Raw genomic sequence first — 25,201 nt, 5'->3', positions numbered from 1 at the left:
GGCAAGGGCTGGTTCACTTGGCCGGTCGGAATCCGACGCGTACGCCCGTCACGGTGGCGTCGTGGGGTTCGGAGCCGGTCATCGGCGGGCCCCGGCCTCGGTCAAGGACTGGAGAGGGACATCCCATGCGTGACGCGTACCACGAGGAACTCGACTCGATCGGCGAGGGCCTGGTCGAGATGGCCCGGCTCGTCGGATCGGCGATAGGCCGGGCGACGACGTCGATGCTCGACGCCGATCTCAAGCTCGCGGAGTCGGTGATCGCCGCCGACCAGAAGGTGGACGACCTCCAGCACGAGTTGGAGGCGCGTGCCATCGCCCTGCTGGCGCGGCAGCAGCCGGTGGCGACCGATCTGCGGATCGTGGTGACGTCGCTGCGGATGAGCGCGGACCTGGAGCGCTCGGGCGACCTGGCGCAGCACGTCGCCAAGCTGACCCGGCTGCGGTTCCCGCAGTCCGCCGTCCCGCACGACCTGCACGCGACGATCCTGGAGATGGGCCAGCTCGCGCAGCGCCTGATGGCGAAGGCGGCCGAGGTGATCGTCACCAAGGACGTCGACCTGGCGCTCCAGTTGGAGCAGGACGACGACGAGATGGACCTGCTGCACCGCGCGCTGTTCCAGCACCTGATGGACGACCGCTGGAAGCACGGCATCGAGACGGCTGTCGACGTGACGCTGCTCGGCCGTTATTACGAGCGGTTCGCCGACCACGCGGTGTCGGTGGCCAAGCGGGTGGTCTACCTGGTGACGGGCGAGCACGCGGACGAGATCCAGCAGCCGACGGAAGCTTCCTAGCGGTAGAGGTGCGGGCGGCCGGGGGCGCAAGGGGCGAGGCGCACGCCCGCGCGCACGGCTCGTACATGCGTTCCTGCGCGTGTGCGCCGTTGATGCGCCCGTCCGGGTGGGCATGCAATGGGGTGGGGCGGCACGACGTGTCCGTACGCCCCGGTCGCGGGCCCCGTGCGGGCGTGCGGTCCTGACGTACGCCTTGAGGAGGAACCATGGCCGATTCCCCCATGACCGACCCCGAGCAGGAGGCCCCCGTCGAGGTGGTCCGCCTGACCGTTCTGGGCGCCTGCGGCTGCGGCTCGGGCTGCGGGTGCGGCTGCCAGTCCGGGGCGCCGTGCCAGTGCGGCGGCTGCTCGGGCTGACGCCGGGCCGGCCGCCGGGCCGTACGGGTTACGAGGGCGGCGCCTCCGCCTTCGTGACCCGTGCCCCGGTGTCCCGCGCCGCAGGGGCGGTCCCGGTCGCTTCCAGGGTCTTGGTCGCTTCGAGGGTGCCGGCCGCGAGGGTGGTCCCGGTCGCGGCGGTGGCCTCCGTCGCCGGGCCCGTCGCGCCCTGCAGGCCGCGCATGAGCAGCCAGTACCCGCCGGCGGCCACGGTGCCCAGGAGGGCGCAGGTCGCCCAGAGCCAGCCGGCACCGAAGTGGTCGATGACCACGCCGGACATCAGGGGGGCGATGAGCGCGGCGGCCGACCAGGACAGGGTGTACATGCCCTGGTAGCGGCCCCGGCCGTGCGCGGGGGACAGCTGGACGACCAGGCCGTTCTGGACGGGCGCGTTGATGATCTCGGCGACGGTCCACACGCAGATGGTCAGCGCGTACACGCCGACGGAGCCCGCGAAGGCGGTCAGCCCGAATCCGTACCCCGCGAGCAGTGAGGAGACGACGAGCAGCCGGCGCGGTTCGCGGCTCTGGATGAACCGGGTGACGGGGATCTGGAGCGCGACGATGAGGACGCCGTTGACCGCGATCGCCGTACCGAAGTCGGAGCTGCTGAGCCCGTCGGCGCCCATGGCCACCGGCAGGCCCACATACCCCTGCTGGAAGATCAGCGCGATCACGAACGACAGGCCGACGACGCCCATGAACCGCCCGTCGCGCAGCACGGTGGAGAGCCGTACGCCGTCGTCGGACGGCACCCCGCCGCTCACGGACGCGCCGAGCTCCTCGGGCCGGGACTCCGGCACCTTCAGGAAGACGACGATCGCGCAGACGAGGGTCATCGCGGCCTCGCCGACGAAGCCCGCGAGGTAGCTGTACTCGGCGACGAACCCGGCACCGGCCGAGGAGACCGCGAAGCCGAGGTTGATGGCCCAGTAGTTGAGCGAGAAGGCCCGCACCCGGTCCTCGGCGGGGACGATGTCGGCGATCATCGCCTGGACCGCCGGGCGCGAGGCGTTGCTCGCCATGCCGACGAGGAAGGCGACCCCGGCGATGGCCGCCGGATGCGTCATGAACCCGAGGACGGCGACGGACACGGCGGTGGAGAGCTGGGCGGCGAGCATGGTGGGCCGCCGTCCGAAGCGGTCCGTCATCACCCCGGCCCCGAGCGAGGACACGACCCCGCCGAGCCCGTGCAGGGCGGCGACCAGACCGGCGTACGAGGCGGAGTAGCCGCGTTCCAGGGTCAGGTAGAGGGCCATGAAGGTGGCGACGAACGCCCCGAGACGGTTGACCAGGGTGCTGGTCCACAGCCACCAGAACTCCCTGGGGAGACCGGAGACCGTTTCCCGGGTGGCCCGGGCGGCCCGTGTGAGACCGGTGGCAGACATACGGGTTCCCCCCAGGGACGTACGACGGATGACGTCGGGGAGGTAAGTGGCCCACCGACGCTCCGAACATTACGAATCCGCTAGGCGCCCCTGCCACTCAATTGACACGCCCCGTCAAACGACGGAGGGCACCCCGCTCCCCCGTCCGCTCTGTGACCGGGCGCGCGCGGCTCGGACGGGTTCGATTACGCTCGGACTCATGGCCGACGCACCGTACAAGCTGATCCTCCTCCGCCACGGCGAGAGCGAATGGAACGCGAAGAACCTGTTCACCGGTTGGGTGGACGTCAACCTCACCGAGAAGGGCGAGAAGGAGGCGGTCCGCGGCGGTGAGCTGCTGAAGGACGCCGGCCTGCTCCCCGACGTGCTGCACACCTCCCTCCAGAAGCGCGCCATCCGCACCGCCCAGCTCGCGCTGGAGGCCGCGGACCGCCACTGGATCCCCGTCCACCGCTCCTGGCGCCTGAACGAGCGCCACTACGGCGCCCTCCAGGGCAAGGACAAGGCCCAGACGCTCGCCGAGTTCGGCGAGGAGCAGTTCATGCTCTGGCGCCGCTCGTACGACACCCCGCCGCCCGCCCTCGAGGACGGCACCGAGTTCTCCCAGAGCGACGACGCGCGCTACGCGACGATCCCGCCGGAGCTGCGTCCGCGCACGGAGTGCCTGAAGGACGTCGTCGTCCGCATGCTGCCGTACTGGTACGACGGCATCGTCCCGGACCTCCTGACCGGCCGCACGGTCCTGGTCGCCGCCCACGGCAACAGCCTCCGCGCCCTGGTCAAGCACCTCGACGGCATCTCCGACGCCGACATCGCGGGCCTGAACATCCCGACGGGCATCCCGCTCACCTACGAACTCGACGCGGACTTCCGCCCCCTGAACCCGGGCGGCACGTACCTCGACGCGGACGCCGCGCAGGCGGCCATCGAGGCCGTGAAGAACCAGGGCAAGAAGTAGCCCCTGCCCCCGAGAAGGCCCCCGCCCCGCACCACCGGGCGGGGGCCTCTTCGTGCCCCGGGCCCGGCGGGCGGAAGTGACGCGCGTCACCCCGGCCCGTACCCTGTGCCCCATGCGGGGAAGAGCGGGAGGGCGGTCATGGGTGAGCCTTTGAAGACCTTTGTCGGGGGTGCCGAGGTCGAGGTGCCCAACAGCATTCCGGCGATCCGTGACGCGTTGCCGGAAGGGCGGCGGGCGGAGTTCGACCGGGCGATCAATGAGGCCGGGGTGCATGAGATCCAGGCCGTGATGCGGCACTGGATGCTGGAGGCCGTGCCCGATCCGGAGGCCGAGCGGATCCTGGACCGGCTGGCGCGGGACGAGGCCGAGAGGCGGAGCATCGCTTGAGCTTCCGGATCTCCTACGCACCGCCCGCCGACGACACCCTGGCCAAGATGCGGGACGGTGACACCTTCCGGGACGAGATGGCGGGGACCCTGGGGGTCGAGCCGTACGGGCACGGTTCGACCGCCGTCAAGGGGGAACACGATCGCCGTGAGGCGACGGTCGCCGGGGCGATCGTGCTCTACTACGTCTCCGGGTCGGTCCTGACCGTCACCGTCGTACGGCTCGTCCCGCTCCCCTGACCAGCGGTCAGGCGAGCTTCTTCGCCTGGGCGTCGACCACCGCGGTCGGCAGGCCGAAGTCGCCGCCGTCGTCCATGGCCGCGAGGTTCATCGCGCTGAGCGAGGCGACCGTGGTGCCCTGGCGCAGCGCGATGAGCTTGAGGGTCATCTTCTCGCCGTCCGCCTCCACCGCCACCTTCCAGGCCGCGGCCTCCTCGCCGCCCTCGACCTGCTCCTCCGTGATCGTGGCGACCTTCTGCTTCGAGCCGGCGGCGGTGAGCGTGAAGCCGCCCGCGCAGTCGGTCGCGGCGGTGCGCAGCGAGGCCAGCGTCTCCTCGGCGCCCTTGCCGTCGTACGAGGCGAGCGTGGTCAGCGTGGTCGTGATGTCGAAGGCGGCCTTGAACGCCTTCTCGGGGTCGGCGGTGTCCTTGTCCGCGCCCTTCTTCGGCTCGCTGACCACCTTGCGCTGCGTGGACGCGGCGGGCGAACCGGCCTTGGCACCCATCAGCAGGTCGGCGAAGACGTCGCAGGCGGCCTTGTCCACGGTCACGTCCTTGGCGTCGATCGCGTCGGCCGGACCGGCCTTGCTGATCTTGTGGCCGGCCACGTCGCCCTGCGCCAGCGAGACCTTCTCCAGCTCGGCGGCGGACAGGGCCTTGGCGGAGGACTGGTCCGCGCCCTTGTCGGCGCCCTTCTCCGAAGGCTGGGCCGACGAGCCGGCCGCCTTGCCGCTGTCCTTGTCCTCGCTGTCCGAACCGCAGGCGGCGGTGAACAGGGCGAGGGACATCACGGTGGCGGCAACGGCGGTACGGCGTATGGCAGTGGGTCGCATGGCCCGTCCTTGTCTCAAAGTGTTTCGCCCGCACGCGTGCGGCCCCGCCGGGTTCGGCGCGGCCGGAAATGGGGGTGCGTGGGGGTGAACCAACTCTATGAGCCCGCTGTGGTTTGGCAATCCTTTACCGTGGGCATCGCAGGTGATCGTGACGCCGTCGTGATCACTTCGCGCCCACCGTTCAGGGGGAGTTCGCCGTGCCGATCGATTCCGTTCTCTCCGATGTCCTCGGTTCGCCGGGCATCGCGTCTTCCCTGATCGCCTCGTGCGAACCCCTCACCGGGGGCACGTACAACGCCGTCAGCCGCGTCCGGCTGACGGACGGGCGGGACTGGGTGGTGAAGGTACCGCCGCCGGCCACCCGCGACCGCCTCGCGTACGAACACGGCCTACTGGTCAACGAGGTGACGTTCTACCACGCCGCCGCCCCGTTCGCCGCCGAGACCGCCGTGCCCCTCGTGGTGCGCGCCGAGCTCGATCCGGCCGCTCCCCCGGGCCCGTACGTGGTCATGTCCGCGCGCCCCGGGCAGCCCTGGCACGAGCTGACCGGCGCCATGGCCGACGGGGAGGAGGCGCGGCTGCGCAACGCTCTCGGACGGATCACCGGCCGGCTGCACGGCGTGCCCGCCCCGGGCGGCTTCGGCTATCCGTCGGGGGCGCTCGGCCCCCTCGCTCCCACCTGGCGGGAGGCGTTCACGACGATGACGGACGCGGTACTGGCCGACGCGAGGAGGTACGCGGCGCGGTTGCCCCGTACACCGGCGGACATCGGCGCTCTGCTCGGCGCCGCCTCGTACGTCCTGGACGACGTCACGCGGCCCGCGCTGGTCCACTTCGACCTGTGGCAGGGGAACATCCTGGTCACAGGCGAGCCGGGGGCCCGCCGGGTGGGCGGGATCATCGACGGGGAGCGGATGTTCTGGGGCGACCCGGCCGCCGACTTCGTGTCGCTCGCCCTGTTCGGGGACATCGCGGACGACAAGGACTTCCTGGCCGGTTACGGGGGCGCGGCGCCGGGCGGGCCGGTGGAGTTCGACGGTTCGCTGCGGCTGCGGCTCGCGCTCTACCGGGCGTATCTGTATCTGATCATGCTGGTGGAGACCGTGCCGCGCGGCGTGTGCGGGGAGCGGCTGGAGTGGACCTGGAACGAGGTCGCGCCCCGGCTGGAGGCCGCTCTGGAAGAGGTCGAGTCCGCGCCGCGGGTGCGGGAGTGACGCGGGATCAGCTCTCCGGGCGCTGAGTGAGGTGCGCGAAGGCGTCCAGGTTGCGGGTGGACTCGCCGCGCGAGACCCGCCAGGCGTACTCCTTGCGGATCGCGGTCGCGAAACCGATCTCCAGCAGGGAGTTGAAGGCGCCGTCGGCCGCCTCCAGCACGGAGCCGAGCAGCCGGTCCACCTCGTCGGGCGTCACGACGGAGAGCGGCAGCTTGCCGGTGAGGTAGACGTCCCCGAGCGGGTCGATCGCGTAACTCACGCCGAACAGGCGCAGATTGCGCTCCAGCAGCCAGCGGTGCACGGCGGCGTCGTTCTCGTCGGGGTGCCGGATGACGAAGGCGTTGAGGGAGAGGCTGTGGGCGCCCACGATCAGTGAACAGGTGGTGGCGAGCTTGCGGGTGCCGGGGAGCTGAACGACGTAACTGCCCGGCGCGGGGCTCTCCCAGTCGAGCCCGGCGTCCGCGAAGGACGCTTCGAGGACCTGGGCGGCCCGGGTGGCCTCCGGGGCCGGAGTGACCTGCGTGGCGGGTGCGGCCTGCGCGGCCTGCGCGGCCTGCGTGACCTCGTTCTTCGCCGGTTCCTCGGGTGCGTCAGCCATGTTTCGAGCGTACGTCAGGTGGTAAGGGCGCGCGGGCGGGGGCGGGTGCCGTACCGCGCAGGGTTCCTCACGCGTGGCGGGCGCGGGTCCGCCTGCGGTGTTCCTGGATCGCCGCCGTGTAGACCTCGGCGGTGGCCGCGGCCGCCGTGTCCCAGCCGAACCGCCGGGCGTGCTCCGCCGCCGCCCCGCCCATCCGGGCGACGAGTTCCGGCGCCTCCGCGAACCGCTCCAGCGCCTGCGCGTACGCGGCCGGATCGTGCCCGGGTATCAGGAAGCCGCTGACCCCGTCGCGTACGGCCACCGGGAGGCCGCCCACGGCCGCCGCGACGACAGGCGTGCCGGTCGCCTGGGCCTCGACCGCGACCAGGCCGAAGGACTCGCTGTACGAGGGCATGACCAGCACGGACGCGGCCCGGAACCAGTCGGCGAGCTGGTCCTGCCCGACCGGCGGGTGGAACCGTACGACGTCCGCGATGCCCAGCCGGGCCGCCAGCTTCTGCAGCCCCTCCGGCTTGGCGAGGCCGCTGCCGCTGGGACCGCCGACGACGGGCACCACGATCCGGGAGCGCAGCGCGGGGTCGCGGTCGAGCAGGACGGCGACCGCCCGCAGCAGCACGTCCGGCGCCTTCAGCGGCTGTATGCGGCCCGCGAAGAGGGGGATCAGGGCGTCCTGCGGCAGGCCCAGGCGGGCGCGGGCGGCGGCGCGGCCGTCGGCGGGGCGGAAGCGGTCGAGGTTGACGCCGGGGTGGACGACGGCGACGGCCTCCGGCTCGGCGTCGTAGAAGCGGACGAGCTCGTCGGCCTCCTCGGCGGTGTTCGCGATCAGCCGGTCGGCCGCGTCGACGATCTGGGTCTCGCCGATGACGCGGGCGGCGGGCTCGGGGGTGTCGCCCTCGGCGAGCGCGGCGTTCTTGACCTTGGCCATGGTGTGCATGGCGTGGACGAGGGGAACGCCCCAGCGCTGCGCGGCGAGCCAGCCGACGTGCCCGGAGAGCCAGTAGTGGGAATGGACGAGGTCGTAGTAGCCGGGGCGCTGGCCGGCCCACGCCTGCATCACGCCGTGCGTGAAGGCGCAGAGCTGGGCGGGCAGCTCCTCCTTGGCCAGGCCCTCGTACGGGCCCGCGTCGACGTGCCGGACGAGGACGCCGGGGGCCAGCTCCACGGTGGCGGGCAGGCCGCCGGCGGTGGACCGGGTGAAGATCTCGACCTCGATGTTGATCGCGGCGAGCCGCTTGGCCAGCTCCACGATGTACACGTTCATGCCGCCGGCGTCGCCCGTCCCCGGCTGGTGCAGCGGAGAGGTGTGCACGGAGAGCATCGCGATGCGCCGCGGCCTGCGGTGGCCGGCGGTGAAGGAGCCGGTGAGTCCGGCGGGGAACCTGCGACGCGGTGCGCCACGGCTGCTGCCGAGCCGAGAGGCGTACTGGGTCACGTCGTCCGTCCTCCTCGCTGGGCCCCGGTGCCGGCACGATTCACGGCGTGGCACCGAAGGGGCGCACGGTCCCTTCGAAGGTGGGGAACAGCGGAATCCCTCCTTTCATTTCCGCTTTGCCAAATCATTACGATATAAACGTGGCGTGTCGCCGCGATGACCACCCGCCCGCCCGGTGCCCGCCTCCGCCCGGATCGTTACGCTCTGCGTCATGCGCCCGATCGGCACCGCGACCCGCGGGACCACCAATCCGAACCGGCTGCGCCGCATGGACCGCTGGATCGCCGCCACGCACGGCCCCGCCCTGCGCCGCGCCGACTCCCCCGTCGCCGTCGACCTCGGTTACGGGGCCGCGCCCTGGACCGCCGTCGAACTGCTGGAGCGCCTGCGCACCGCCGAGCCGCGCACGGCGGTGGTCGGCATCGAGATCTCCCCGGAGCGGGTGGCCGCCGCGCAGCCGTACGCGCGCGAGGGCCTCACCTTCCGGCACGGCGGTTTCGAGATCCCGTCGCCGGAGCGGCCCGTGCTGATCCGGGCGGCGAATGTGCTGCGCCAGTACGACGAGGGCGAGGTGGCCGCCGTCTGGCAGCGGCTGTGCGACCGGCTGGCGCCGGGCGGGCTGCTGGTGGAGGGCACCTGCGACGAGATCGGGCGCCGGCACGTGTGGGTGGCGCTGGGTCCCGAGGGGCCGCGCACGGTGACCTTCGCGACCCGGCTCGGCTCGCTGGACCGGCCCTCCGACCTCGCCGAGCGGCTCCCGAAGGCGCTGATCCACCGCAATGTGCCGGGTGAGCGGGTGCACGCGTTCCTGCGCGACTTCGACCGGGCGTGGGCGGCCGCGGCACCGTACGCGTCGCTGGGGGCCCGGCAGCGCTGGATCACGGCGGTGCGGGCGCTCTCGGGCGACTGGCCGCTGACGGACGGGGTGCGCCGGTGGCGGCAGGGGGAAGTCACGGTGGAGTGGGCGGCGCTGGAGCCCGGGGGGTCGTGAGGGGGCGCTTTCTCGTCCACCTCGGCGCGCCCTCCGCGCGCCGGAATCCACCCCTGCGGCGGGAACGGCGGAGGGGTGCCGTTCGTCGGAGTCAGTGGGCATCGGAGTGGCGGGGACGGCGGGGAGTGACGGAATAGCGAAGTGGTGCCCGAAGGTCGGGATGTGTCTGCCTCTGTTGCTTTTCGGTACGGCATGGCACGATCTCGTCGACACCACATGTTACTGACGGTTAATCAGCTATTTGGGAACTGCTCGAACAGTTGGGAACTGCTCGGAGGGGGAGCTCGTGTACCGACGCCACTGTGCCGCCGCCGCACTCACTCTGGTCTGCGCGCTGGCAGTCCTCGCCTCGCCGGTCCAGGCGTTCGCCGCACCGACACCACTCGGACCGGCCGAGCCGTCCGCCCCCTCCGCGGCACCGGCGGAGCCCGGGAGGAAGAGCCTCGAAGAGGTGCGCGCGGAGATCGACGAGCTGTACCTCAAGGCGGGCGCCGCGACGGACACGTACAACCTCGCCGAGGAGAAGTCCAAGAAGCAGTCGGGCGAGCTCGTCGAGCTGGCGCAGGCCATAGCCGAGGGACAGGCGAAGATCGCCGACCTCAAGAGCCGGGCGGGCGCCCAGGCGCGCGAGCAGTACCGCAACGCCGGACTCCCGCCGGGCGCGCGGCTCATGCTCAGCGGCGACCCGCAGCTCTTCCTCGACGGGATCAGCCGCGCCCGCCAGGGCCAGCAGGCCACCAAGGGACTTCTGGGACAACTGACCAGGACCCAGCAGGACTTGGAGACGTACACCAAGGACGCCAGCACCAACTGGACCAAGCTCGAAGCGAGCCGGGTCAAGCAGGCCAAGGCCAAGAAGAAGATCAACGCGCAGATAGCGGCGGCGAAGAAGCTGGAGTCGCAGCTGGAGAAGGAGGAGCGCGCCCGGCTCCTCCAGATGGAGCGGGAGGCGGCGCGGCAGGCACAGACCGCCTGGCTCGGTTCCGGAGCGCTGAAGGAGATCAACCGCGAGGCGAGCCCGCTCGGCAGGAAGGCGGTGGCCTTCGCGACCACGCAGATCGGCAAGCCGTACGTGTGGGGCGCGGAGGGCCCCAAGTCGTACGACTGCTCCGGGCTGACGTCCCAGGCGTGGGCGGCGGCGGGCCTGCCGATCCCGCGCACCTCGCAGGAGCAGTGGCGCCTGCTCCCGCACATCGCGATCAAGGACATGCGCCCCGGCGACCTGATCATCTACCACGCGGACGCCACGCACGTCGGCATGTACGTGGGCGACGGCCAGATCGTGCACGCCCCGCGCCCCGGCCGCGACGTCACCCTGGCGGGCGCGGGCTCGATGCAGATACTCGGCGTGGTCCGCCCCGACGCGTAGTCCTGGGGCGGACGGCGGAGCGCGGTGCGACGGGAGCGCGGCGGGCCGGGGCGCGGTACGCCGACGGCGGGCCGGGCCCGGGCAGGGCGGGGTGCGGTACACCGACGGCGCGGCGGGCGGGCCGGGTTTCGCCCCGGCCCCGGGTCTCCCTCGGACGCGCCGCACCTCGGGTCTCCCCGGGGCACGCCGCACCTCGGGTCTCCCCGGGGCACGCCGCACCCCGGGTCTCCCTCGGGCCGGCGTGAGCCGGGCCACTACGTCCTCCGCGTCGGCGTGACCTTTGTCATGCCGTCGTACGGGGCCGCGGGACGGCCCATCGTGCCTGATCCGTGGTGGGACGCGGCTTATGACGGTGCATATGCCGGACACCGCGCGTGAGTCGGCATTCCGTTCCCGCCGCCCGTACCGCTATGGTCCCCGTCTGGCGGGTCGTCGATCGTCGCTCCGCCGTGCCCTCGGGGGGAGGGAAGGAAACCCGAACCGATGCCCGTACCCGTACCGCAGCCGTCTTCCGCCCCCGCCGCGGAGAACAGCTCCGGCGCCGGCCTCACGCTCCTGGTGATCGAGGACGACCCTGCGGGCACCTTCACCGCTCCGGAACTCTCCGCCGCGGCCGGTGCCCGGGTCCGTATCCGTGCCGCCCGCAACCTCACCGAGGCGGGCCGGCTCCTCACCGACGACGTGGACTGCATCCTGCTGGACCTGGCCCTGGCGGCCGGCGCGGAGACGCGTGGCGACCGGGAGGGCGAGGAGGACGGGCTCGCCACCCTCAAGCACGTGCTGCGCATCGCGCCCCGGCACGCCGTGCTCGCCCTCACCGCGGAGGACGACGCCGAACTGGCCGCCGAGGCGGTCCGGGTGGGTGCGCAGGACTACCTGTTCCGGGGCGAACTGGACAGCAGGCTGCTCAGCCGGGCCATCCGCTACGCCGTGGAACGCAAACGCGCCGACGTCGCACAGCACCAGCTCACCGAGTCCCGGCTGCGCGCCCAGGAGAACGCCCGGCTGGAACGCGGACTGCTCCCCACCCCGCTGCTCGACGGCTCCGACCTGCGCTTCGCGGCGCGTTACCGCCCGGGCCGCAGCCGCGCGCTGCTCGGCGGGGACTTCTACGACACGGTCCGCACCCCGGACGGCACGGTCCACGCGATGATCGGCGACGTCTGCGGCCACGGCCCGGACGAGGCGGCGCTCGGCGTGGAACTGCGCATAGCCTGGCGGGCGTTGACGCTGGCGGGGCTGTGCGGCGACGAACTGCTGTCCACGCTCCAGCAGGTCCTGGAGCACGAGCGGGAGAGCGAGGAGATCTTCGCGACGCTCTGCACCGTGGACATCGCCCCGGACGGCCGCCGCGCGGGCCTGTGCCTGGCGGGCCACCCCGCCCCGCTGATCACCCGCCGGGGACGGAGCGCGCGGCTGCTCCCGTACGAGGACGGCGGACCGGCCCTGGGCCTGCTGCCGCGTGCGCGGTGGCCGCGCCGGCAGGTGGAGCTGGGCGGCTCCTGGAGCCTGATGATGTACACGGACGGCCTGATCGAGGGCCGCGTCGGCGACGGCACGCAGCGGCTGGGCCAGGACGGCATGGTGGCGATGGTCAACCGACAGCTGGCCGAGGGGCTGACCGGCGAGGACCTGCTGGAGGCCGCGGTCACCCAGGTGCGGGAGCTGAACGGCGGCGAGCTGACCGACGACGTCGCGGTCCTGCTGCTCGACCGCGACGAGGAAACCGCACGGCACAGGCCTCAGGGCGGCGGGCGGAGCGTGAACATCCCACGCCCTCGCCCGGCCTCACCGGCGAGGGCTCAGCGCCCGCCGTTGTAGGGGCCGTACGGGCCGTCGCTGCTGGAGCCACCGCTTCGGCGGCCCCCGCCGGAGACCGCCTTGAGGGCGGGCCGTACATCGACGAAGAAGACGATGCTGGCGATCAGCCCGGCGAGCTGGAGGAAGAGGAAGGGCACCCAGAGGTTCACGGCCACCGCGACACCGAGAATGACCAGCCAGAACGACTTCTTCTGCTTGTCCGCGGCGCGGTAGGCGTCCTCACGGGCCATCAGGGCCATGACCAGCGCGACCACGGCGAGGACGAGCATGGCCGTGTAGAGCAGCCCGAGGAACGAGTTGAAGCCTTCGAGCAACATGATGTGCACCGCCTAGTCAGTGGATAGCGCCTCGCGGCCAAGGTACCGGGACAACGAACGGGCCACCCGGAATGTGCCCGCCTGCCGTCCCGGCACACCTGCCGGACGGCACGGCTACTTCGCGGAGGGCGGCGTGGCCTTCTTCGCGGCGGGCTTGCGGGCGGGCGCCTTCTTGGCGGCGACGGCGGGCTTGGCGGCGGCTCCCGGCTTCGCCGTGGCGGCGGGCTTCGCGGCAGCCGGCTTCGAGGCCGGGGCGGGCTTGGCGGTGGCCGGCTTGGCCCCAGGGGCGGTCTTCGTGGTGGTGGCCTGCCCGGCGGCCGGCTTCGACTCCTTGCGCGGCTCGACGACGACGGCGATCTCCACGATCTCGTCGGCGGTCTCGCCCCGCCACGTCCGCACGGTGCGCTCGCCGCGCTCGGCGACCTTCTCGTACGCCTCACGGGCCCGGACCGCGTACTCGGCGGCCACGCCCACCCCGCGCAGCGCCAGGTCCTGGGCGTTCTCGCCGAGCTTCTTCAGGTCGGTGTCGAAGGCGCCGATCACCTCGGTGACCTTGGCCTGCAGGGTGGCCTGCGCCTCCCGGGCCTGCTCGGCGACCTTCTCCTGCACGGCCTTGGGATCGGTGTTGCGCACGGCCTCGATGCGCTCGGGCGCCTCGGCCCGCAGCTGTTCGAGCAGCGCCGGGACCTTGCGGGCCTGACGGACGGCGAGGTCGGCGGTGCCGGCGGCGAAGTAGAGGGGGGTCGGGTCGGTGAGGGTCTTGCGCAGGTCATCGGTGATGGCCATGACTGTGGTCCTCCCGGATCATCAGGCTCGGTGTGAGGGTGATGGAGCTCTCAAGCTGTATCGGCAGCACTGCCGTCGGCATTGAAGGGAGCGCCCGCACCGGACGCGTCCCCCTCGGCCGCCCCGGACTCGTCGTCCAACCCGTTCTCCTTGCGGAAGGAGGCGTAGATCTGGAGCAGCACGCTCTTCTGGCGCTCGTTGATCGACGGGTCGGCGAGGATCACCGCCCGCGTCTCCAGCTCGTCCTGCTGCCGCTCGTCCAGGATCCCGGCCCGTACGTACAGGGTCTCGGCGGAGATGCGCAGCGCTTTCGCGACCTGCTGGAGCACCTCGGCGCTGGGCTTGCGCAGCCCGCGCTCGATCTGGCTGAGGTAGGGGTTGGACACGCCGGCGGCATCGGCGAGCTGCCGCAGCGAGAGCTGCGCACTGCGGCGCTGCTCACGCAGATAGTCGCCGAGATTGCCGACGTTGAGTGAGGCCATGCCTCGATGCTGCACCCGCTTGCTAACTTTTGCAAGCACACGCTTGCAAAAGTGTTCCCCCGCCACTCGGACGGCTGTGACTTCCAGCGATAGATGTCACCTTCCAGGGGTTTCTGTCACTGATAGGCGCTCTCCTGATCCCAGTCGGCTGGCTCTCACGGCCTCTCATGGGGCGTGGCGGATTCTCAATGGATCACGGCCGGGCTGAGTTTTACGGCAAGGGCTGTCTCTCTGGGAGGGATCTGGTCGCACGCTCGTGCCGTCACTTGTTCCGCTCCCAGACACAACCGCCGACGAACGCACCGAAGAGCACCGCAAGGGCAGCCTGGCCGTCTCCGAAGTACCAGACCAGTCCCGCGAAGAAGAAGAGGGCGGCCAGGCTGCCGACGAAGTTCGCCTGCCGCTGGGCCTTCGTTAGCTGGTGTGGTCGGCGCCCCCTCTCCATCTGGGACAACTGGACGGCCGCGCACGGCCCGCACAGCGGAACCGGATGAGAGCCGACCAGCGTGACCGCGTCGGCCACGATTGTCTTCTTGCACGACTTCCGCAGGTGATAGAGGTGCGCTTGATCGCACGGACACCCGCACGCCCCTCTGCTGCTCTCACTCCGGACCTCGACACGGTCCGGCTCCCAGCGCGGCTTCTCGTAAGAGCCGTTGCCATCACGCGGTCGCTTCATGTGTACGTCAACGCTCTGGTCCATCCCCGCCCCCTCGCCGATGCTGTGCGGGCTGAAGTCTTCCACGGAGGTTCATCGTTGAGGCGGTCTCCTCGACCTCCTCAACGACAAAGAACGGCGGGCCCGAGATTCTCAAACGGCATGGAACCGGCGCAGGTCAGCATCACGCCGCCAGTTACGCTGCGGCAAGACAAGTGGTCACGACTTCGGCAGCAGCTCACGGAGCACGCTGTCAGGCGTCTCCGCGCCGAGTGCTCCAGCGCCCGCCCGGGCCGCGTAGTACCCCGTCTCCACTGCCAGCCTGAGACTCACGCCTTCCTCCCCCTTGAGGTTGGTCGTGTAGTAAATAATCAACCCGGCGTGAACGATTGGGTGGGTGTATCCCGCCCGCAGCCAACGTTCGACCCCCTCGATGCTGGCTATCGTGTAGCCAACGGAGGCGCAGAGGAGAAGGTGGTCCGGCGAGGCTACGGGGATCCCGTCAGGTGCCGCCTTCAAGCGCTCTTCAAGCAGCTTCACATATGCCCCCGTCGCCTGGGTTGCGTGGTAGAGCATGCTTTGGTCGCGCTCGAATAGGTCGTGAGTGCGGGGGCCGAGGCGCATGGCTTGCGAAACAGCCTTCTTCCCTGCTTGTGCCATCCAGGCACTGTCGAGCAGACGGTCCTCGTGCAGGCGAGGGCGGGCAAGCGGTACGTACGACGCCTCTCCCGCGGCGGTGGCTCGGTTACGCCTGAACAGGCTCATAGGTATTCCCTTGTGGTCACAATCACGAGATGGCAATAGATGGGGCGCGAGCCAACTGATCACGGCTCTCCACCACGCGCTAGTTGTTGGCACCTACACACAAGACGCTCGTCCCCGTCTCACCAACGTCGATTCCGTCGTCACCGCCAACGCGGATGCTCTCCTTGAGGACGTACGCGTCAGTGACCCCCGCCACGGCCAAGCACCCATCAACCGTTTCACCGGGAAGTATCCGAAGGATCTTGACGTCGGCCTCTGCTGAGTCGCACTCGGCCACGATCGGCTCTTTGCCACTGGTGGCCAGGCAGCCCCCCACCACCGGGTCCGCGTTCTTGGGGTCACCCTCATCCACAAAGATCCCGATCACCATCAGGCCCGTCAGGACCAAGGCCGATAGCACAAGGCGCCTGACATTGAATCTACGCGCCGGTCGCGAGGCAGAGGGCTGCCATTGTGGCGTATGTCTGTTCATGAGCGTGGATCCTGTCAGAAGGTATGCAAAACGCCTAGAGCCCACATCAAGCCGCCCTGCGGTGCCGCGAGATAGTCCGCCAGAATGACCCTTTTCAGGTGTTATCAATAATCGTGATGCGAATCATTCGTGTTTCCTCTATTTGTTCGCATCGGCGGGGTAGAGGTCGGGGTTCTTCCGGCGCAGAATGGCGTCGGTCCAGTCGAAGACGCGGTTCGACAGGTCGAGCAGCGCGATGGACAACTCGTTGAGCTCCTCGACAGCCACGGGCCGCGTTTCGACTCGGTACTTGTCTGCCGCAATGTCTTTCTTTGCGTTCGCCTCGACGTTCTTCTTCTTGTTGAACGCGACGAGTTGGCCCCCCATGCGTACCCACCCGCCGTGGATGTAGACGTTCCGGCTGTCCAGACGGGGCCGGATCTCGGCGAATATCGCGGTGAGCTCGGCGTACTCCTCGGGGGAGACGTCCTTGCTGTCGCCCGCGATCTTCTCTGTGAGGCTGAGCACCCTGCCCGCAGTGGTACCCGCGAGCTCGTCGCGGTCCTCCCGCGTGGAGGCGAGGGCCTCCCCAGCGAAGCGGACCACGGTCTCCAATGTTCCAGCGCGGTGGACCATGCGGCCGAGGGCAGCCTCAATGGCAGTCAGGTCGGCGGGCACGTCATGCTGATTGGCCGTCATGGGCGCAACATTCCCACGCTCAGCGCTTCGGTTGCCGATTCCCACCAGATGCGGCAGCTCAGTCACATGGGAGTGAGTTCGGGGTGCTCGCGGACGAGACGTTCTCTGCCTCTCTTCCAGACGTCGTGTTTGTGGTGGCTGAGCGTGACTCGTAGCGGCTGTGATGCGTGGAGCGCTCGTTGCAGGTGGCCCATGGTGGGTTCGATGCTTCGGGCTCGGGTGATGAGCGGGCTGAAGATCCCGAATGTGGCGTCGTAGTCGGTGGCGAGGAGTTGTTCGGCGATCCCGAAGACGGCTGCGGCGGCCAGCGGGTCGATGGGCGGATCGGTGTAAGCGATGGAAGGGTGTCGCTTGCCTGGCCTGTCCCTTTGCCCCTGCGCGGCGATGCGCGCGTTCTCGGCTGTGCGGGCGACTGCGTCAGCCAGGGTTGGGGTGAGCGCGTAGCGCTGGGTATCGGGCCAGGACAGGAGGATCAGCCAGGTCACGGCTCGGAGGTCCAGGAAGTATTGGGCGGGGCTCTGCTGCCAGCCGACGCTGCTGATGACGGCCGGACCGTGGGGATTGTGCAGGTCCAGGAGCCGATTCTGTAGCGCGAGAACGACGCTCATGGTGGCGTCGTCGACTGTCGTGCTGGCAGTTTTCGCCAGGTCATTTTTGCAGGTCGGAGGCTGTGGGGCTCGAAGGTAGCGGGTGTGCGTCGGCGCACGGCAAAGGGTGGGGTGAAGGGGCTCTGTCGCTGCTCGGGGCAGGAAGTTCGTGGCGTCCGTGAGTGCCGCGTTCCCACACTGAGGACAAGCGTTGTGCAGCAGGGCTCGGTGGCGGGGGCAGGCGAAGACGGTGGGAAGGCGCCAGTGCCGTTTCCAGGGTCCGCCGAGTTGGTTCTGGATCGGGCTGCCGTCGCCGGTGAGGCAGTCGGGGCAGTATCGGGTCCATCGTCCGAAGAACCACCGAGCGTTGCGGACGAGGGGTCTGGAGTTGGAGTGGGACATGAGTTCGGGGTTGAGCGGGCCGTAGCGGTCCCCGAGCGGGAACGTGAACAGGTTGGTGGCCTCGACAGCGCTGAGGCGAGTGGTGCGGATGAAGTTCGCGAGGAGGTTGTCGTCAGCCCTGTGCAGGAGGCGGACGGGCAGAAAGACGTTCGCGTTGGTGCTGGCTCGCCGGGCAAGGCCGGTGCGGGCCGCTGTGTGGGCGACGGGGACGTGGAGTCGGCAGGAAAGCCTCAGCAGGTACCCGGGCAGGCTTTCGTCGCTGAGCGGGGTCAGGCTGCGGGGCAGTTCACGCAGGTCGGGCGTGGTCATGGTGCTTCCGCGGCTCGGCCGGTGTCGTCGAAGACGGTGTTGCGGCCCCGGCGGCGGGGAGTGCGCGGGACGGGTTCAGCAGTCTGGGGGATCGGCGGGATTTCGGAGGGGTCCCGGTCGGTGATGTTGCCCAGCCGGATGGGGATGGCGGCCAGTTGTTCGGGGGTGAGTTTCTCAGTGCCGGACTCGATCGCATCGGTGCTGCCGTCCTCGATGAGCCGTTTGAGTAGACCGACGATGCCGTGGGTGCGGCGATAGAGGTACTCGGGCATCTCGCCCTCGGTGAGCATGCCTGGCCAGGCGTGGAAGAGCCGGAGGCGGTCCTCGATCCCGGCGAGGTGGTCAAGGAAGGCCGTGATGCCGTCGGTGGTGTCGTAGTCGAAGGGATCGAGGTCGACCAGATCGAAGCGGCGTTCGGTTTGCGTGGCAGCGGCCGGGTTGAAGCTCTTGCCGGTGCTGACAGGCGGGACGATCCACTGGCCGGTACGGGGATCTGGATAACCACCCCTGACCAGGCCCGAGTTGGGAATATCAACGCCGATGAGGACGAGGGTGACGTTCAGGTCCATCAGCTCGCGGATGAGGTCAAGGGTGTCCTGGTCGTCTTCGCGGTGGAGGCGGAGCCTGGTGATGTCGTCCAGCAGCAAGGCGGTGGTGCGATGGTCGCGCAGGGAGTCCCTGACGGCACGGATCATGCTGTTGAGCGTCTTGGGGAGCGGGGCGCCGAAGAAGTCGAGGATGACAGCGCAAAGTCCCTTCGGTGTGGCCCGAACCGGTGTGCGGCAGTAGGCGACGGGAACGAAGAGGTCCCGGGTTCCTTCGGTCGGTGGGGGCAGGAGCTGGCGGTGCAGATCGCGCCAGACGTCCTCGAAGGCGGCCGCGGCGGCGCAGGCCGTCTCGGTCTTGCCGAGGTAGCCGCCGCCGCTGATCATCAGTCCGTCGCGGGTGCCCGGTTCGAAGGTCAGCGCGTTGTTCCGCAGGCGGCCACGCATGAGTTTGGTGATCCTCGCGCTCATCGGAGTTTCCAGCAGCCCGATGTTCATATGGGTGGCGGTGCGGTGCAGGTCGTGCAGGGCTCGGCGCCGCGGACTCATGGCCGTGTACTGCTCCAGCGAGAGCTTCGGGGCGGGGGTGAACAGGTCGCGTTGCTCGCGCCACTGACGCCAGCCTTCGCGGCGGGTGCGGTCCGGCGGCGGTCCGGCCCGCAGAAACGGGACGATTCCGCTGTCATCCGGTGCTCGGTCCGCCATCGGGCAGGCCCTCCTCATCGTCCTCGGGCAGCAAGAACAGATCACGTGTGCGCGAAGACGCGCCGAGCGGCGGCGGGGGCTTGGGCCGGGCGGGGAGGGCCTGTTCGCGGCGATGACGTCGTGCGCTGTCGATGCTGGCGTCAGCCTGTCGGGCCCTCTCCGGCCAGTGCAGCGGAGTCACCACCGCCCCCGCCGCCTGCTGGTGGGCCGGAGTGTCCGGTGTCGTGCTCGTCGGGCGGTCTGTCCGGGCGGCGTGGGCCTGGCCGACCTCGCGGGCGTGCTCGATCCGCGCGGACTTCGGCAGCCGAGTCTTCCACTGGCTCACCGGGAAGCGGGAGCCAAGCAACTCCAGGAGGACCGGCAACAGTTCGTCGTCAGTGAGGGGCCTCAGACCGCAGGCTTCGGCCTTCTTGAGTAGTTCGCGTACGCGTGCATCGCCGAAGGCGGGGGCCTGGCCGTCGGGAGGCAGCCCGGTCCAGGCCAAGGGGTGCCAGTCGTGGGCGAGCGGGTCCTGGAAGAACACGCTGCGGCGGTCTCTGGGGTCTCGGCGGATGACCCACTGGCCCTTGTGCCGGCCGCCGCGGGTCGAGCGCTGGCCCCGGTAGACATCCAGAGCAGGGCCGTCATACCAAAGCCCCCGGATCTTCACCCCGCGCCGGGCGTCGATCTTGTGGACGTAGTGAACGGGCAGCAGTTCGTAGAACAGCTCCGGCGAGGGAACATCCATCGCGAAGCCGGCCTGTGCGAACGAGGCGGCGAACAGCGAGTTGGGGCTGTGATCACCTCCGGGATCCCAGCTGGGCGCGTACTCGCCCAGCCGCCGCCGTTGCCAGACGGCAACGATCCAGGTGGCGATCGTGTGCTCCATCTCGTCGATGGTCAGCACCGCATCGCCTTCGGGGTCAGCGCCGCGGTCGGCGGGGTCGATGCCGGTGTAGCCGGGCAACTGCTCGAACAGCAGCGACCTGACCGCGCCGAACGCCCGCTCGCAGGCAGACTTGTCCGTGGGACGCAGGACACGGCTGGGAAGGATGTTGCATCCGAGCACCCGCTGGACGTCGACCAAGTGGTGATTGCGGTAGACAGACCCGTGGTCGGTGGTCACTGTCTCCGGAGCGAAGAATGGCAGACCAGCGACCTTGTGCCCGGCAAACTCGGCGACCACCGCGGCGGGCAGGCCCGGGTAGGGCCACTCCAGTTCCTCGCCCCAGTCGGACCGCATGGGCAGCGGCAGCATCACGTCCCTCAGCAGCATCGCCACGTCCACTGACTGGTCGGAGACCAGGGTGAGCCGGAAGGCGCAGAGGGAATGTGTGTGCACGTCCATGGCGAGCGTGAGGTGACACTTCACAGGGTCGCCGAACACGCCCTCGCGGACCATCACGGGCAGCACCGTGGTGTCCAGTGCGATCACCTGGCCGGGCCGGTGGACGAGCACGTGCCCGTTCTTCGCGGGCAGTTCGGCCGAGCGCGCGTAGCGCTGGCGGGCCCCTCCCGGTCCGAACCACTCGCGCCAGACCACCCACAGAGTCTGATAGCTGGGGACGCTGACGTCCCGGTCGGGGAAAGTCTCGCGTACGTACTGGTGGATCATGCGTGCCCGGGTCCGCATGGTCACCTTCGATCGGTGCAAGGTCTCCGCGCGGACCGCGAAGATCGCCTCGCGGATCTCCTCGGTGATGCTGGGGTGGCCGCCGCTCTCGCGCAGCCAGCGCTCGTCCGCGCAGCCGACCAGCCCGGCCTCGTGGCGCCGGCGGTCCCAGCGGATCAGGGTGCGGTAGCCGACCCGGTCCAGGCCCAGGAGTTTGGCCTGCTGCCGGTGCATGGCAGCCAGTTCTGCGACCTTCGCGAGGCGGCGAGCGGTCAGCGTCGTGGTGGCCGGGTCGTACTCCGGTTTCGGCTCACCCGGCCCCGGCCGCAGCGGGTCGCCGCTGCGGAAGCCGGTCTCCACCTCCAGCAGATGGGCCAGCCGGCATGCGGCGATCTCCCGCCGTCCCGGTTCCAGGTCCGCCTGCGTCTTGGGCTGACGGCCCCGGCCAGCGCCACGAGCCGCAGTCGTGGACGAGGGGCGGCAGTTGGGGTGATTGGCAAGGAAGCGGAAGCTCATAGGCTGCCGGGTGCCGTCGTCGTGGACCATGTGGACCCGGCCCAATTCCGGTTCTCGGCGTTCGACCGTCCACTGCGTGCCGTCCAGCACCAGAGCGGCACCGGGAGACAGGTCCAGGACATTGGCCGTCCTCATCATGCCTCCCCAGCCGGATTGGTCACCACGGACCGGTCGCCGAACGGCCTGCTCAGGTCGCAGCCGAGGCGCCGATGCCAGAGCAGATGCAGGAGCTGAGCGCGGGCAAGCGGCGGAAATGGTGTGGTGTCCACGACCTCGCCGAACGTTCTGCCGCCGCAGGCCGCAGCCACAAGCGCTGGTCGCAGCCCCAGCGGGTCGGACAGGGGGCGGCGCTGGGAGGAGAAGGCGTCGACCGCGGCGGTGACGTGCTCTTTCCAGCCTGCGGCGACGATGTAATGCCAGCCGCACGCCAGCGCGACCTCGGCGGACGCGGCGAACGCCTCCAGGTCCTCCGGGGCGATGAGCGTGCGTGGCCGTACATCGATCAGCCAGGTACCGGTCCGTGTCACCGCCAGGAAGTCCGGGATATGTCCCCTGCGTCCGGTCGCGGTGTCGAACCGCAGCCGCATGGGCTGCGACAGCACGTCGACAAGTCCGGCCGCGAAGTCGAGGACCAGGAGCAGACGTGCCTCCTCCAGACTTTCGGCCCCGTGATGACAGCCGGTGCTGACGAGGAATTGCAGGCTGGGGCGATGCCGCTGGGACCGGCGCCAGGAGAACCGACGCATCGGCGTTCCGTCCGCGATACCCGTGAGAGCCAGGTCCCGCACGGTGCACGACACCTCGCCGCCCGCTGTCCGCCAGGTCGCCGTCCAGCGGCGGGTCCACTCCGGCCCAAGGTCCAGGCCGTCCCTGCCCGATGCCACCGACACCGGAACGAGCAGGTCCTCCCACCGGCAGCTGTGCGACCACAGGCCACTGGCCGAGACCGCAGCAAGGAACAGCGGCTGTACGGGGGAATGCGTTCCATCCACACCACCACATGACCACCGTCGAGAGCCGCAAGCAGGTCAGTCTCCGAACCCGGTGACAAATCGGCCTGGAAACGCCCGGAAGTGACAACTACCGTGTGAATCTGGTGACAGAAAGAGCTGGAACCCCGCGAGAGCGTCCCAGGCGAGAGGTCACCTCTGGTGACAACTAACGCTGGAAGTCACAACGGCCCACTGCGCCTGAGCATGGCAGCTGTCCGTTCCCAGCGGATATGGCGGAGCCCCGCAGTTCTGGCGGTGGACCTGGCGGAGTCCCGCCGTTCTGGCGTCTACCGCACGGCTGACCAGTTGGCGCTGACCTGGTCGGCGACGGAGTACGTAGGTCAGCGCGTGGGCGACCTCGTACCGGCCGTCGGAGAGTGCGATGTTGCGGAGGCGTCGGCCGATGCCGTCGAGATCGGCCGGGTTCACCGGTAGCAGGGGCCTCGTCTCGGCATCGTCGTCCGAGGGCGCGAGTCCTCGCTGGTGGAGAAGAATCCTCGCTCGCCGAGAACGATGAACAGGCCGGTCTCGCAGCCGGGGCAGTCGACCTCGTACTCCACAAATCCCAGCACAGCTCAACCGACCTGCCCGAATCCCACTGATCCACACGATCAGGCGATCACAGAACGGAAATTACGCCTCATTAACGCCCTCTAACAAGGCACATCGCCACCGCAGCGCCACAGGGTCCCCCGGTCCGCGTAGACGTTGGCGCGGGGAGAGAACATGTGGCCAATCCACTCCTGTCCGTTGCCTGCGGCAATGTACGCCTCCGCCTGATAGGCCAGCGGAGCATCCTGACGTGCTGTCTCGCAGTGGGCCGGATCGGTGGTGAATGTGGTGCCCGGTTTGACAGTGATGTGCGTAATCGCAGTCCCCGGTTCACAGACGTGAGCCACTCCTGCCCAGGAGCCATTCACCTTGACCGTGACTTCCACAGCGGAAGCTGTGGGGTTGTCGACCTTGGCAGCGAAAGAAACCTTGTCACGCTGGACCCTCGCGCAGGCGCGCAGTTGAACACCGGACGGACCGGCTTTGGGCGGAGAACAGCGGCTGTCTCCCCCCAATGCATCAGTGGGCGAGGCGGGTGACTCTGCGGACGGCGCAGCCGATCCCGAACTGGAGGAAGACCCGCTCTGGTCATCTTGCCCGGTTGATCCGGGCCATCCCTTCACAGCGATCACCGGGACAAGCAGCAGGCTGCCGATCACAGTGATGGCGATAGGCCACTTCCGCGATCTGGAGGTGGCAGAGACAGGAGAGGCTACGGGCGTCGGCGGAGCCGACCGGTCGGTGGCGGGGTGCACGCTCTCTTCGCTCACGGTGACCGGCACGATGGACTCAGCTACTGGGGTTGGTGCCGACATGCCGCCAGCGGAAACGAGCGGTGGTCTGGGAGGCTCGGGAGAAATCGCTGGGGCGGCCGGGTCTGGCACGCTGGGCTGCTCCGGTGCCCGGAGCGCGTCGACTACTGCGCTGCGCCATTGATGGCCCTTGATCTTCTGTAGCTGGTTCTTGTGGTATTCGATCCGTTTGGCGATCCCGATCAACCGTTGACGTTGAGGCATCGCGTCGGCCGGGAAGAACTCCACGATCTGGGTGGTGTCCTGGATGGTCGGTACACGGCCGGACCTCTTGCTCTCACCGAGCAGTTGATTGCGGCCGAGCAGCCAATACCCGAGAAGGGGATTGTCGATCCTCGGGTCCGCGTCCCGCAGCCGGGCGACCAGTCCCGCGCGGGAGGGCCCTGACCCCCGCAGCATCTCGTGCAGGCAGTCGCTCCACTCGTCCAGGGCCTGGACGAGTGAGTACGCCAGCTCCTCGAAGGACTCCCCTTGTTCTCCCACCACTGCTTCCCTTCCTGCCTAGAGCTTGCACTGCACTGGTGAAACGGCAGATCAGAGCCTGTGCACCTGTTGCACTGCAAGCGCCTGCCAGTCGAAAGGTCTGGAGCGGGCCTCCGACATTCAGGAGAGTGGATCGCAGAGAGCGAGCCGAGCCGGCTCGCCTTCAATCCACATACCCAGAAGCGGAGTTACGCCGTGTTCCGATCGACGACCCGAAAGCATCGCACAGTACTGACCCTCCTCGCGGCCGTGCTGTCGGCGACCGCCGTACCGATGGTCGCCGCAGGCGCGGCCGAGGCCGCCACGGGCGGCCGGGTGTGCCTCTTCCTGGACAAGGAGGGCGCCCCGTTCGCCGGCCGGACCTACGGACACGTCGCCTGGGCGATCCGCGACCCGAAGAACACCAACCACTGGATCTGGGGTGCGACCGAGAACGCCGAGGGAGACTCCTACACCGCGCCAGGCAAGAACAACGGCAGCTGGATCAAGGGCGGCACCTGGGATGACTTCCGCAACAGCATCAAGCGGGACGGCCACCACAGGAAGGGCTTCTACGACGCCTACCGGTGCATCAACACGGCTGGCGGCGACCTCAAGGCCGCGCAGCGCACCTTCCACAACATGAAGAACAACGGCTACCAGATCTCCCACAACAACTGCCTCACGAAGTCGATCGCGATCTTCCGCAAGTACAGCCCCGCCCTCAGCATCAAGCACCTGCCCGACGGCCAGGGCGTCCCGCCCAGGAACTACTTCGCGACCACGCTGGACAACGCGCGCGGCTGGGAGAAAGCCCGTACGTACTGAGGGCCGATCAGCCTGTGTTAGCGGTACAAGGGCGAAGGCAAGCACACGACCTGCGGTGACACCGGCTGCCGGATCGGATGGCGCTGTGCCCTTGCGCGAGCCGCAAGGCCTGCGAAGCCCCCGGCTAACCAGACGCCACCTGTCGGCCAGCGACATCCGCCACCGACAAGGCACTAACGAAAAGAGGACTCACCATGTGGAACAAGTGCCAGCGCTGCAAGGGCAATGGAAAGTGCACCACCTGCGACGGATCCGGCTACCGAGGTGTGTGGAAGTGCGACAGCTGCCGCGGCAGCGGCGACTGCAAGGCATGCGACGGCCGCGGCTGACCGCATGAACGCCGCAGGGTGACCTGACCCGGCTC

The 25,201-nt window shown here is 69.6% G+C and carries 28 protein-coding genes; 11 read left to right on the top strand and 17 right to left on the bottom strand.

All coding sequences use genetic code 11. From position 1 onward, the window contains the following. The first annotated feature begins 125 nt into the window (after window positions 1-125). Together phoU and ABZ564_RS11415 are read left to right on the top strand one after the other, a co-directional pair. Window positions 126-797 carry a phosphate signaling complex protein PhoU gene (gene phoU, locus ABZ564_RS11420; RefSeq protein ID WP_360853331.1) on the top strand — a complete coding sequence of 224 codons (672 nt, stop codon included), beginning with the start codon at window positions 126-128 and terminating at the stop codon, window positions 795-797. Window positions 798-1,003: 206 nt separating this feature from the next. Next, on the top strand, window positions 1,004-1,153 hold the full coding sequence (locus tag ABZ564_RS11415) for a hypothetical protein (protein ID WP_360853328.1): 150 nt from the start codon (window positions 1,004-1,006) through the stop codon (window positions 1,151-1,153). Window positions 1,154-1,181: 28 nt separating this feature from the next. Here the strand turns inward: ABZ564_RS11415 and ABZ564_RS11410 are convergent, their stop codons facing one another. Beyond that, window positions 1,182-2,558, bottom strand: coding sequence for an MFS transporter (locus ABZ564_RS11410; RefSeq protein ID WP_360853324.1), 1,377 nt, complete (start codon window positions 2,556-2,558; stop codon window positions 1,182-1,184). A 199-nt stretch (window positions 2,559-2,757) separates the two neighbouring features. Between ABZ564_RS11410 and ABZ564_RS11405 the strand changes: the two genes are divergently transcribed. From ABZ564_RS11405 to ABZ564_RS11395, 3 genes are all read left to right on the top strand, one after another. Next, window positions 2,758-3,516: a phosphoglyceromutase gene (locus ABZ564_RS11405; protein WP_360853321.1), complete on the top strand. Its 759-nt coding sequence runs from the start codon at window positions 2,758-2,760 to the stop codon at window positions 3,514-3,516. A 138-nt stretch (window positions 3,517-3,654) separates the two neighbouring features. Beyond that, window positions 3,655-3,903: a hypothetical protein gene (locus tag ABZ564_RS11400; RefSeq protein ID WP_360853318.1), complete on the top strand. Its 249-nt coding sequence runs from the start codon at window positions 3,655-3,657 to the stop codon at window positions 3,901-3,903. Beyond that, window positions 3,900-4,142, top strand: a complete 243-nt coding sequence (locus tag ABZ564_RS11395) for a hypothetical protein (RefSeq protein WP_147974998.1) — start codon at window positions 3,900-3,902, stop codon at window positions 4,140-4,142. The genes ABZ564_RS11400 and ABZ564_RS11395 overlap by 4 nt, the downstream gene beginning before the upstream one ends. A 7-nt stretch (window positions 4,143-4,149) precedes the next feature. On the opposite strand, the gene ABZ564_RS11390 is transcribed toward ABZ564_RS11395, so the two are convergent. Continuing rightward, window positions 4,150-4,953 (bottom strand): hypothetical protein, encoded by an 804-nt coding sequence (locus ABZ564_RS11390; protein ID WP_360853314.1) that lies wholly within the window; start codon window positions 4,951-4,953, stop codon window positions 4,150-4,152. A gap of 197 nt (window positions 4,954-5,150) precedes the next feature. Here ABZ564_RS11390 and ABZ564_RS11385 point away from each other — a divergent pair, with 197 nt between their 5' ends. After that, window positions 5,151-6,167: an aminoglycoside phosphotransferase family protein gene (locus ABZ564_RS11385; protein ID WP_360853311.1), complete on the top strand. Its 1,017-nt coding sequence runs from the start codon at window positions 5,151-5,153 to the stop codon at window positions 6,165-6,167. Between the two features lie 7 nt (window positions 6,168-6,174). Here the strand turns inward: ABZ564_RS11385 and ABZ564_RS11380 are convergent, their stop codons facing one another. Further along, window positions 6,175-6,765, bottom strand: a complete 591-nt coding sequence (locus tag ABZ564_RS11380; protein ID WP_360853308.1) for a YbjN domain-containing protein — start codon at window positions 6,763-6,765, stop codon at window positions 6,175-6,177. A 67-nt stretch (window positions 6,766-6,832) separates the two neighbouring features. Further along, window positions 6,833-8,197 carry a D-inositol-3-phosphate glycosyltransferase gene (gene mshA, locus ABZ564_RS11375; protein ID WP_360853305.1) on the bottom strand — a complete coding sequence of 455 codons (1,365 nt, stop codon included), beginning with the start codon at window positions 8,195-8,197 and terminating at the stop codon, window positions 6,833-6,835. 211 nt (window positions 8,198-8,408) lie between these two features. On the opposite strand from mshA, the gene ABZ564_RS11370 reads away from it, so the two are divergent. From ABZ564_RS11370 to ABZ564_RS11360, 3 genes are all read left to right on the top strand, one after another. Next, window positions 8,409-9,188 (top strand): class I SAM-dependent methyltransferase, encoded by a 780-nt coding sequence (locus ABZ564_RS11370; RefSeq protein WP_360853302.1) that lies wholly within the window; start codon window positions 8,409-8,411, stop codon window positions 9,186-9,188. A 286-nt stretch (window positions 9,189-9,474) separates the two neighbouring features. Further along, complete coding sequence (locus ABZ564_RS11365; protein WP_360853299.1) at window positions 9,475-10,557, top strand: NlpC/P60 family protein; 1,083 nt, start codon at window positions 9,475-9,477, stop codon at window positions 10,555-10,557. Window positions 10,558-11,040: 483 nt separating this feature from the next. Next, on the top strand, window positions 11,041-12,378 hold the full coding sequence (locus ABZ564_RS11360; protein ID WP_360853296.1) for a SpoIIE family protein phosphatase: 1,338 nt from the start codon (window positions 11,041-11,043) through the stop codon (window positions 12,376-12,378). Here the strand turns inward: ABZ564_RS11360 and ABZ564_RS11355 are convergent. The 11 genes from ABZ564_RS11355 to ABZ564_RS11305 all read right to left on the bottom strand — a co-directional run bounded on the left by ABZ564_RS11355 (window position 12,360) and on the right by ABZ564_RS11305 (window position 22,183). Then, window positions 12,360-12,695 (bottom strand): DUF2516 family protein, encoded by a 336-nt coding sequence (locus ABZ564_RS11355; RefSeq protein ID WP_360853293.1) that lies wholly within the window; start codon window positions 12,693-12,695, stop codon window positions 12,360-12,362. The two genes, ABZ564_RS11360 and ABZ564_RS11355, sit on opposite strands and share 19 nt — an antisense overlap. Window positions 12,696-12,809: 114 nt before the next feature. After that, a complete protein-coding gene (locus tag ABZ564_RS11350; RefSeq protein ID WP_360853290.1) occupies window positions 12,810-13,481 on the bottom strand; it encodes a hypothetical protein in 672 nt (223 codons plus the stop codon). Window positions 13,482-13,531: 50 nt separating this feature from the next. Continuing rightward, on the bottom strand, window positions 13,532-13,963 hold the full coding sequence (locus ABZ564_RS11345; protein WP_360853287.1) for a helix-turn-helix transcriptional regulator: 432 nt from the start codon (window positions 13,961-13,963) through the stop codon (window positions 13,532-13,534). Window positions 13,964-14,225: 262 nt separating this feature from the next. Continuing rightward, window positions 14,226-14,486, bottom strand: coding sequence for a hypothetical protein (locus ABZ564_RS11340; protein ID WP_360853284.1), 261 nt, complete (start codon window positions 14,484-14,486; stop codon window positions 14,226-14,228). A 354-nt stretch (window positions 14,487-14,840) separates the two neighbouring features. After that, window positions 14,841-15,386, bottom strand: coding sequence for a hypothetical protein (locus ABZ564_RS11335; protein WP_360853281.1), 546 nt, complete (start codon window positions 15,384-15,386; stop codon window positions 14,841-14,843). Window positions 15,387-15,465: 79 nt separating this feature from the next. Then, window positions 15,466-15,756, bottom strand: coding sequence for a hypothetical protein (locus ABZ564_RS11330; protein WP_360853278.1), 291 nt, complete (start codon window positions 15,754-15,756; stop codon window positions 15,466-15,468). Between the two features lie 240 nt (window positions 15,757-15,996). Next, a complete protein-coding gene (locus ABZ564_RS11325; RefSeq protein WP_360853275.1) occupies window positions 15,997-16,536 on the bottom strand; it encodes a hypothetical protein in 540 nt (179 codons plus the stop codon). Between the two features lie 62 nt (window positions 16,537-16,598). After that, window positions 16,599-17,834: a TniQ family protein gene (locus tag ABZ564_RS11320; protein ID WP_360853272.1), complete on the bottom strand. Its 1,236-nt coding sequence runs from the start codon at window positions 17,832-17,834 to the stop codon at window positions 16,599-16,601. After that, the gene (locus ABZ564_RS11315; RefSeq protein WP_360853269.1) at window positions 17,831-19,084 is read right to left on the bottom strand and encodes an AAA family ATPase; all 1,254 of its coding nucleotides are present in this window, start codon (window positions 19,082-19,084) and stop codon (window positions 17,831-17,833) included. Before ABZ564_RS11315 ends, ABZ564_RS11320 begins: the two co-directional genes overlap by 4 nt. Then, complete coding sequence (locus ABZ564_RS11310) at window positions 19,062-21,326, bottom strand: transposase (RefSeq protein WP_360853265.1); 2,265 nt, start codon at window positions 21,324-21,326, stop codon at window positions 19,062-19,064. The genes ABZ564_RS11315 and ABZ564_RS11310 overlap by 23 nt, the downstream gene beginning before the upstream one ends. Then, window positions 21,326-22,183 (bottom strand): TnsA-like heteromeric transposase endonuclease subunit, encoded by an 858-nt coding sequence (locus ABZ564_RS11305; protein ID WP_360853262.1) that lies wholly within the window; start codon window positions 22,181-22,183, stop codon window positions 21,326-21,328. The genes ABZ564_RS11310 and ABZ564_RS11305 overlap by 1 nt, the downstream gene beginning before the upstream one ends. 204 nt (window positions 22,184-22,387) lie before the next feature. Between ABZ564_RS11305 and ABZ564_RS11300 the strand changes: the two genes are divergently transcribed. Next, window positions 22,388-22,618 (top strand): hypothetical protein, encoded by a 231-nt coding sequence (locus ABZ564_RS11300; RefSeq protein ID WP_360853259.1) that lies wholly within the window; start codon window positions 22,388-22,390, stop codon window positions 22,616-22,618. Here the strand turns inward: ABZ564_RS11300 and ABZ564_RS11295 are convergent. Continuing rightward, complete coding sequence (locus ABZ564_RS11295) at window positions 22,609-22,755, bottom strand: hypothetical protein (RefSeq protein WP_360853256.1); 147 nt, start codon at window positions 22,753-22,755, stop codon at window positions 22,609-22,611. The genes ABZ564_RS11300 and ABZ564_RS11295 overlap by 10 nt on opposite strands. Window positions 22,756-22,836: 81 nt before the next feature. Then, the gene (locus tag ABZ564_RS11290; protein ID WP_360853253.1) at window positions 22,837-24,033 is read right to left on the bottom strand and encodes a hypothetical protein; all 1,197 of its coding nucleotides are present in this window, start codon (window positions 24,031-24,033) and stop codon (window positions 22,837-22,839) included. Window positions 24,034-24,225: 192 nt separating this feature from the next. Between ABZ564_RS11290 and ABZ564_RS11285 the strand changes: the two genes are divergently transcribed. Then, window positions 24,226-24,837, top strand: a complete 612-nt coding sequence (locus ABZ564_RS11285; RefSeq protein WP_360853250.1) for a Tat pathway signal protein — start codon at window positions 24,226-24,228, stop codon at window positions 24,835-24,837. Window positions 24,838-25,201: the final 364 nt, after the last annotated feature.

This window comes from Streptomyces sp. NPDC019224, from assembly GCF_040632605.1.
Taxonomy (GTDB): domain Bacteria; phylum Actinomycetota; class Actinomycetes; order Streptomycetales; family Streptomycetaceae; genus Streptomyces.
Note: the sequence above shows the minus strand (reverse complement) of the source record. Positions and strands in the feature narration are given on the sequence as shown.

Coding starts and splice junctions, on each gene's coding strand:
- ABZ564_RS11335 (WP_360853281.1), bottom strand. CDS start 15,386: ATGAGCCTGTTCAGGCGTAACCGAGCCACCGCCGCGGGAGAGGCGTCG.
- ABZ564_RS11390 (WP_360853314.1), bottom strand. CDS start 4,953: ATGCGACCCACTGCCATACGCCGTACCGCCGTTGCCGCCACCGTGATG.
- ABZ564_RS11320 (WP_360853272.1), bottom strand. CDS start 17,834: ATGACCACGCCCGACCTGCGTGAACTGCCCCGCAGCCTGACCCCGCTC.
- ABZ564_RS11410 (WP_360853324.1), bottom strand. CDS start 2,558: ATGTCTGCCACCGGTCTCACACGGGCCGCCCGGGCCACCCGGGAAACG.
- ABZ564_RS11315 (WP_360853269.1), bottom strand. CDS start 19,084: ATGGCGGACCGAGCACCGGATGACAGCGGAATCGTCCCGTTTCTGCGG.
- ABZ564_RS11370 (WP_360853302.1), top strand. CDS start 8,409: ATGCGCCCGATCGGCACCGCGACCCGCGGGACCACCAATCCGAACCGG.
- ABZ564_RS11380 (WP_360853308.1), bottom strand. CDS start 6,765: ATGGCTGACGCACCCGAGGAACCGGCGAAGAACGAGGTCACGCAGGCC.
- ABZ564_RS11360 (WP_360853296.1), top strand. CDS start 11,041: ATGCCCGTACCCGTACCGCAGCCGTCTTCCGCCCCCGCCGCGGAGAAC.
- phoU (WP_360853331.1), top strand. CDS start 126: ATGCGTGACGCGTACCACGAGGAACTCGACTCGATCGGCGAGGGCCTG.
- ABZ564_RS11405 (WP_360853321.1), top strand. CDS start 2,758: ATGGCCGACGCACCGTACAAGCTGATCCTCCTCCGCCACGGCGAGAGC.
- ABZ564_RS11300 (WP_360853259.1), top strand. CDS start 22,388: ATGGCAGCTGTCCGTTCCCAGCGGATATGGCGGAGCCCCGCAGTTCTG.
- ABZ564_RS11345 (WP_360853287.1), bottom strand. CDS start 13,963: ATGGCCTCACTCAACGTCGGCAATCTCGGCGACTATCTGCGTGAGCAG.
- ABZ564_RS11400 (WP_360853318.1), top strand. CDS start 3,655: ATGGGTGAGCCTTTGAAGACCTTTGTCGGGGGTGCCGAGGTCGAGGTG.
- ABZ564_RS11325 (WP_360853275.1), bottom strand. CDS start 16,536: ATGACGGCCAATCAGCATGACGTGCCCGCCGACCTGACTGCCATTGAG.
- ABZ564_RS11310 (WP_360853265.1), bottom strand. CDS start 21,326: ATGAGGACGGCCAATGTCCTGGACCTGTCTCCCGGTGCCGCTCTGGTG.
- ABZ564_RS11355 (WP_360853293.1), bottom strand. CDS start 12,695: ATGTTGCTCGAAGGCTTCAACTCGTTCCTCGGGCTGCTCTACACGGCC.
- ABZ564_RS11330 (WP_360853278.1), bottom strand. CDS start 15,756: ATGGTGATCGGGATCTTTGTGGATGAGGGTGACCCCAAGAACGCGGAC.
- ABZ564_RS11415 (WP_360853328.1), top strand. CDS start 1,004: ATGGCCGATTCCCCCATGACCGACCCCGAGCAGGAGGCCCCCGTCGAG.
- ABZ564_RS11350 (WP_360853290.1), bottom strand. CDS start 13,481: ATGGCCATCACCGATGACCTGCGCAAGACCCTCACCGACCCGACCCCC.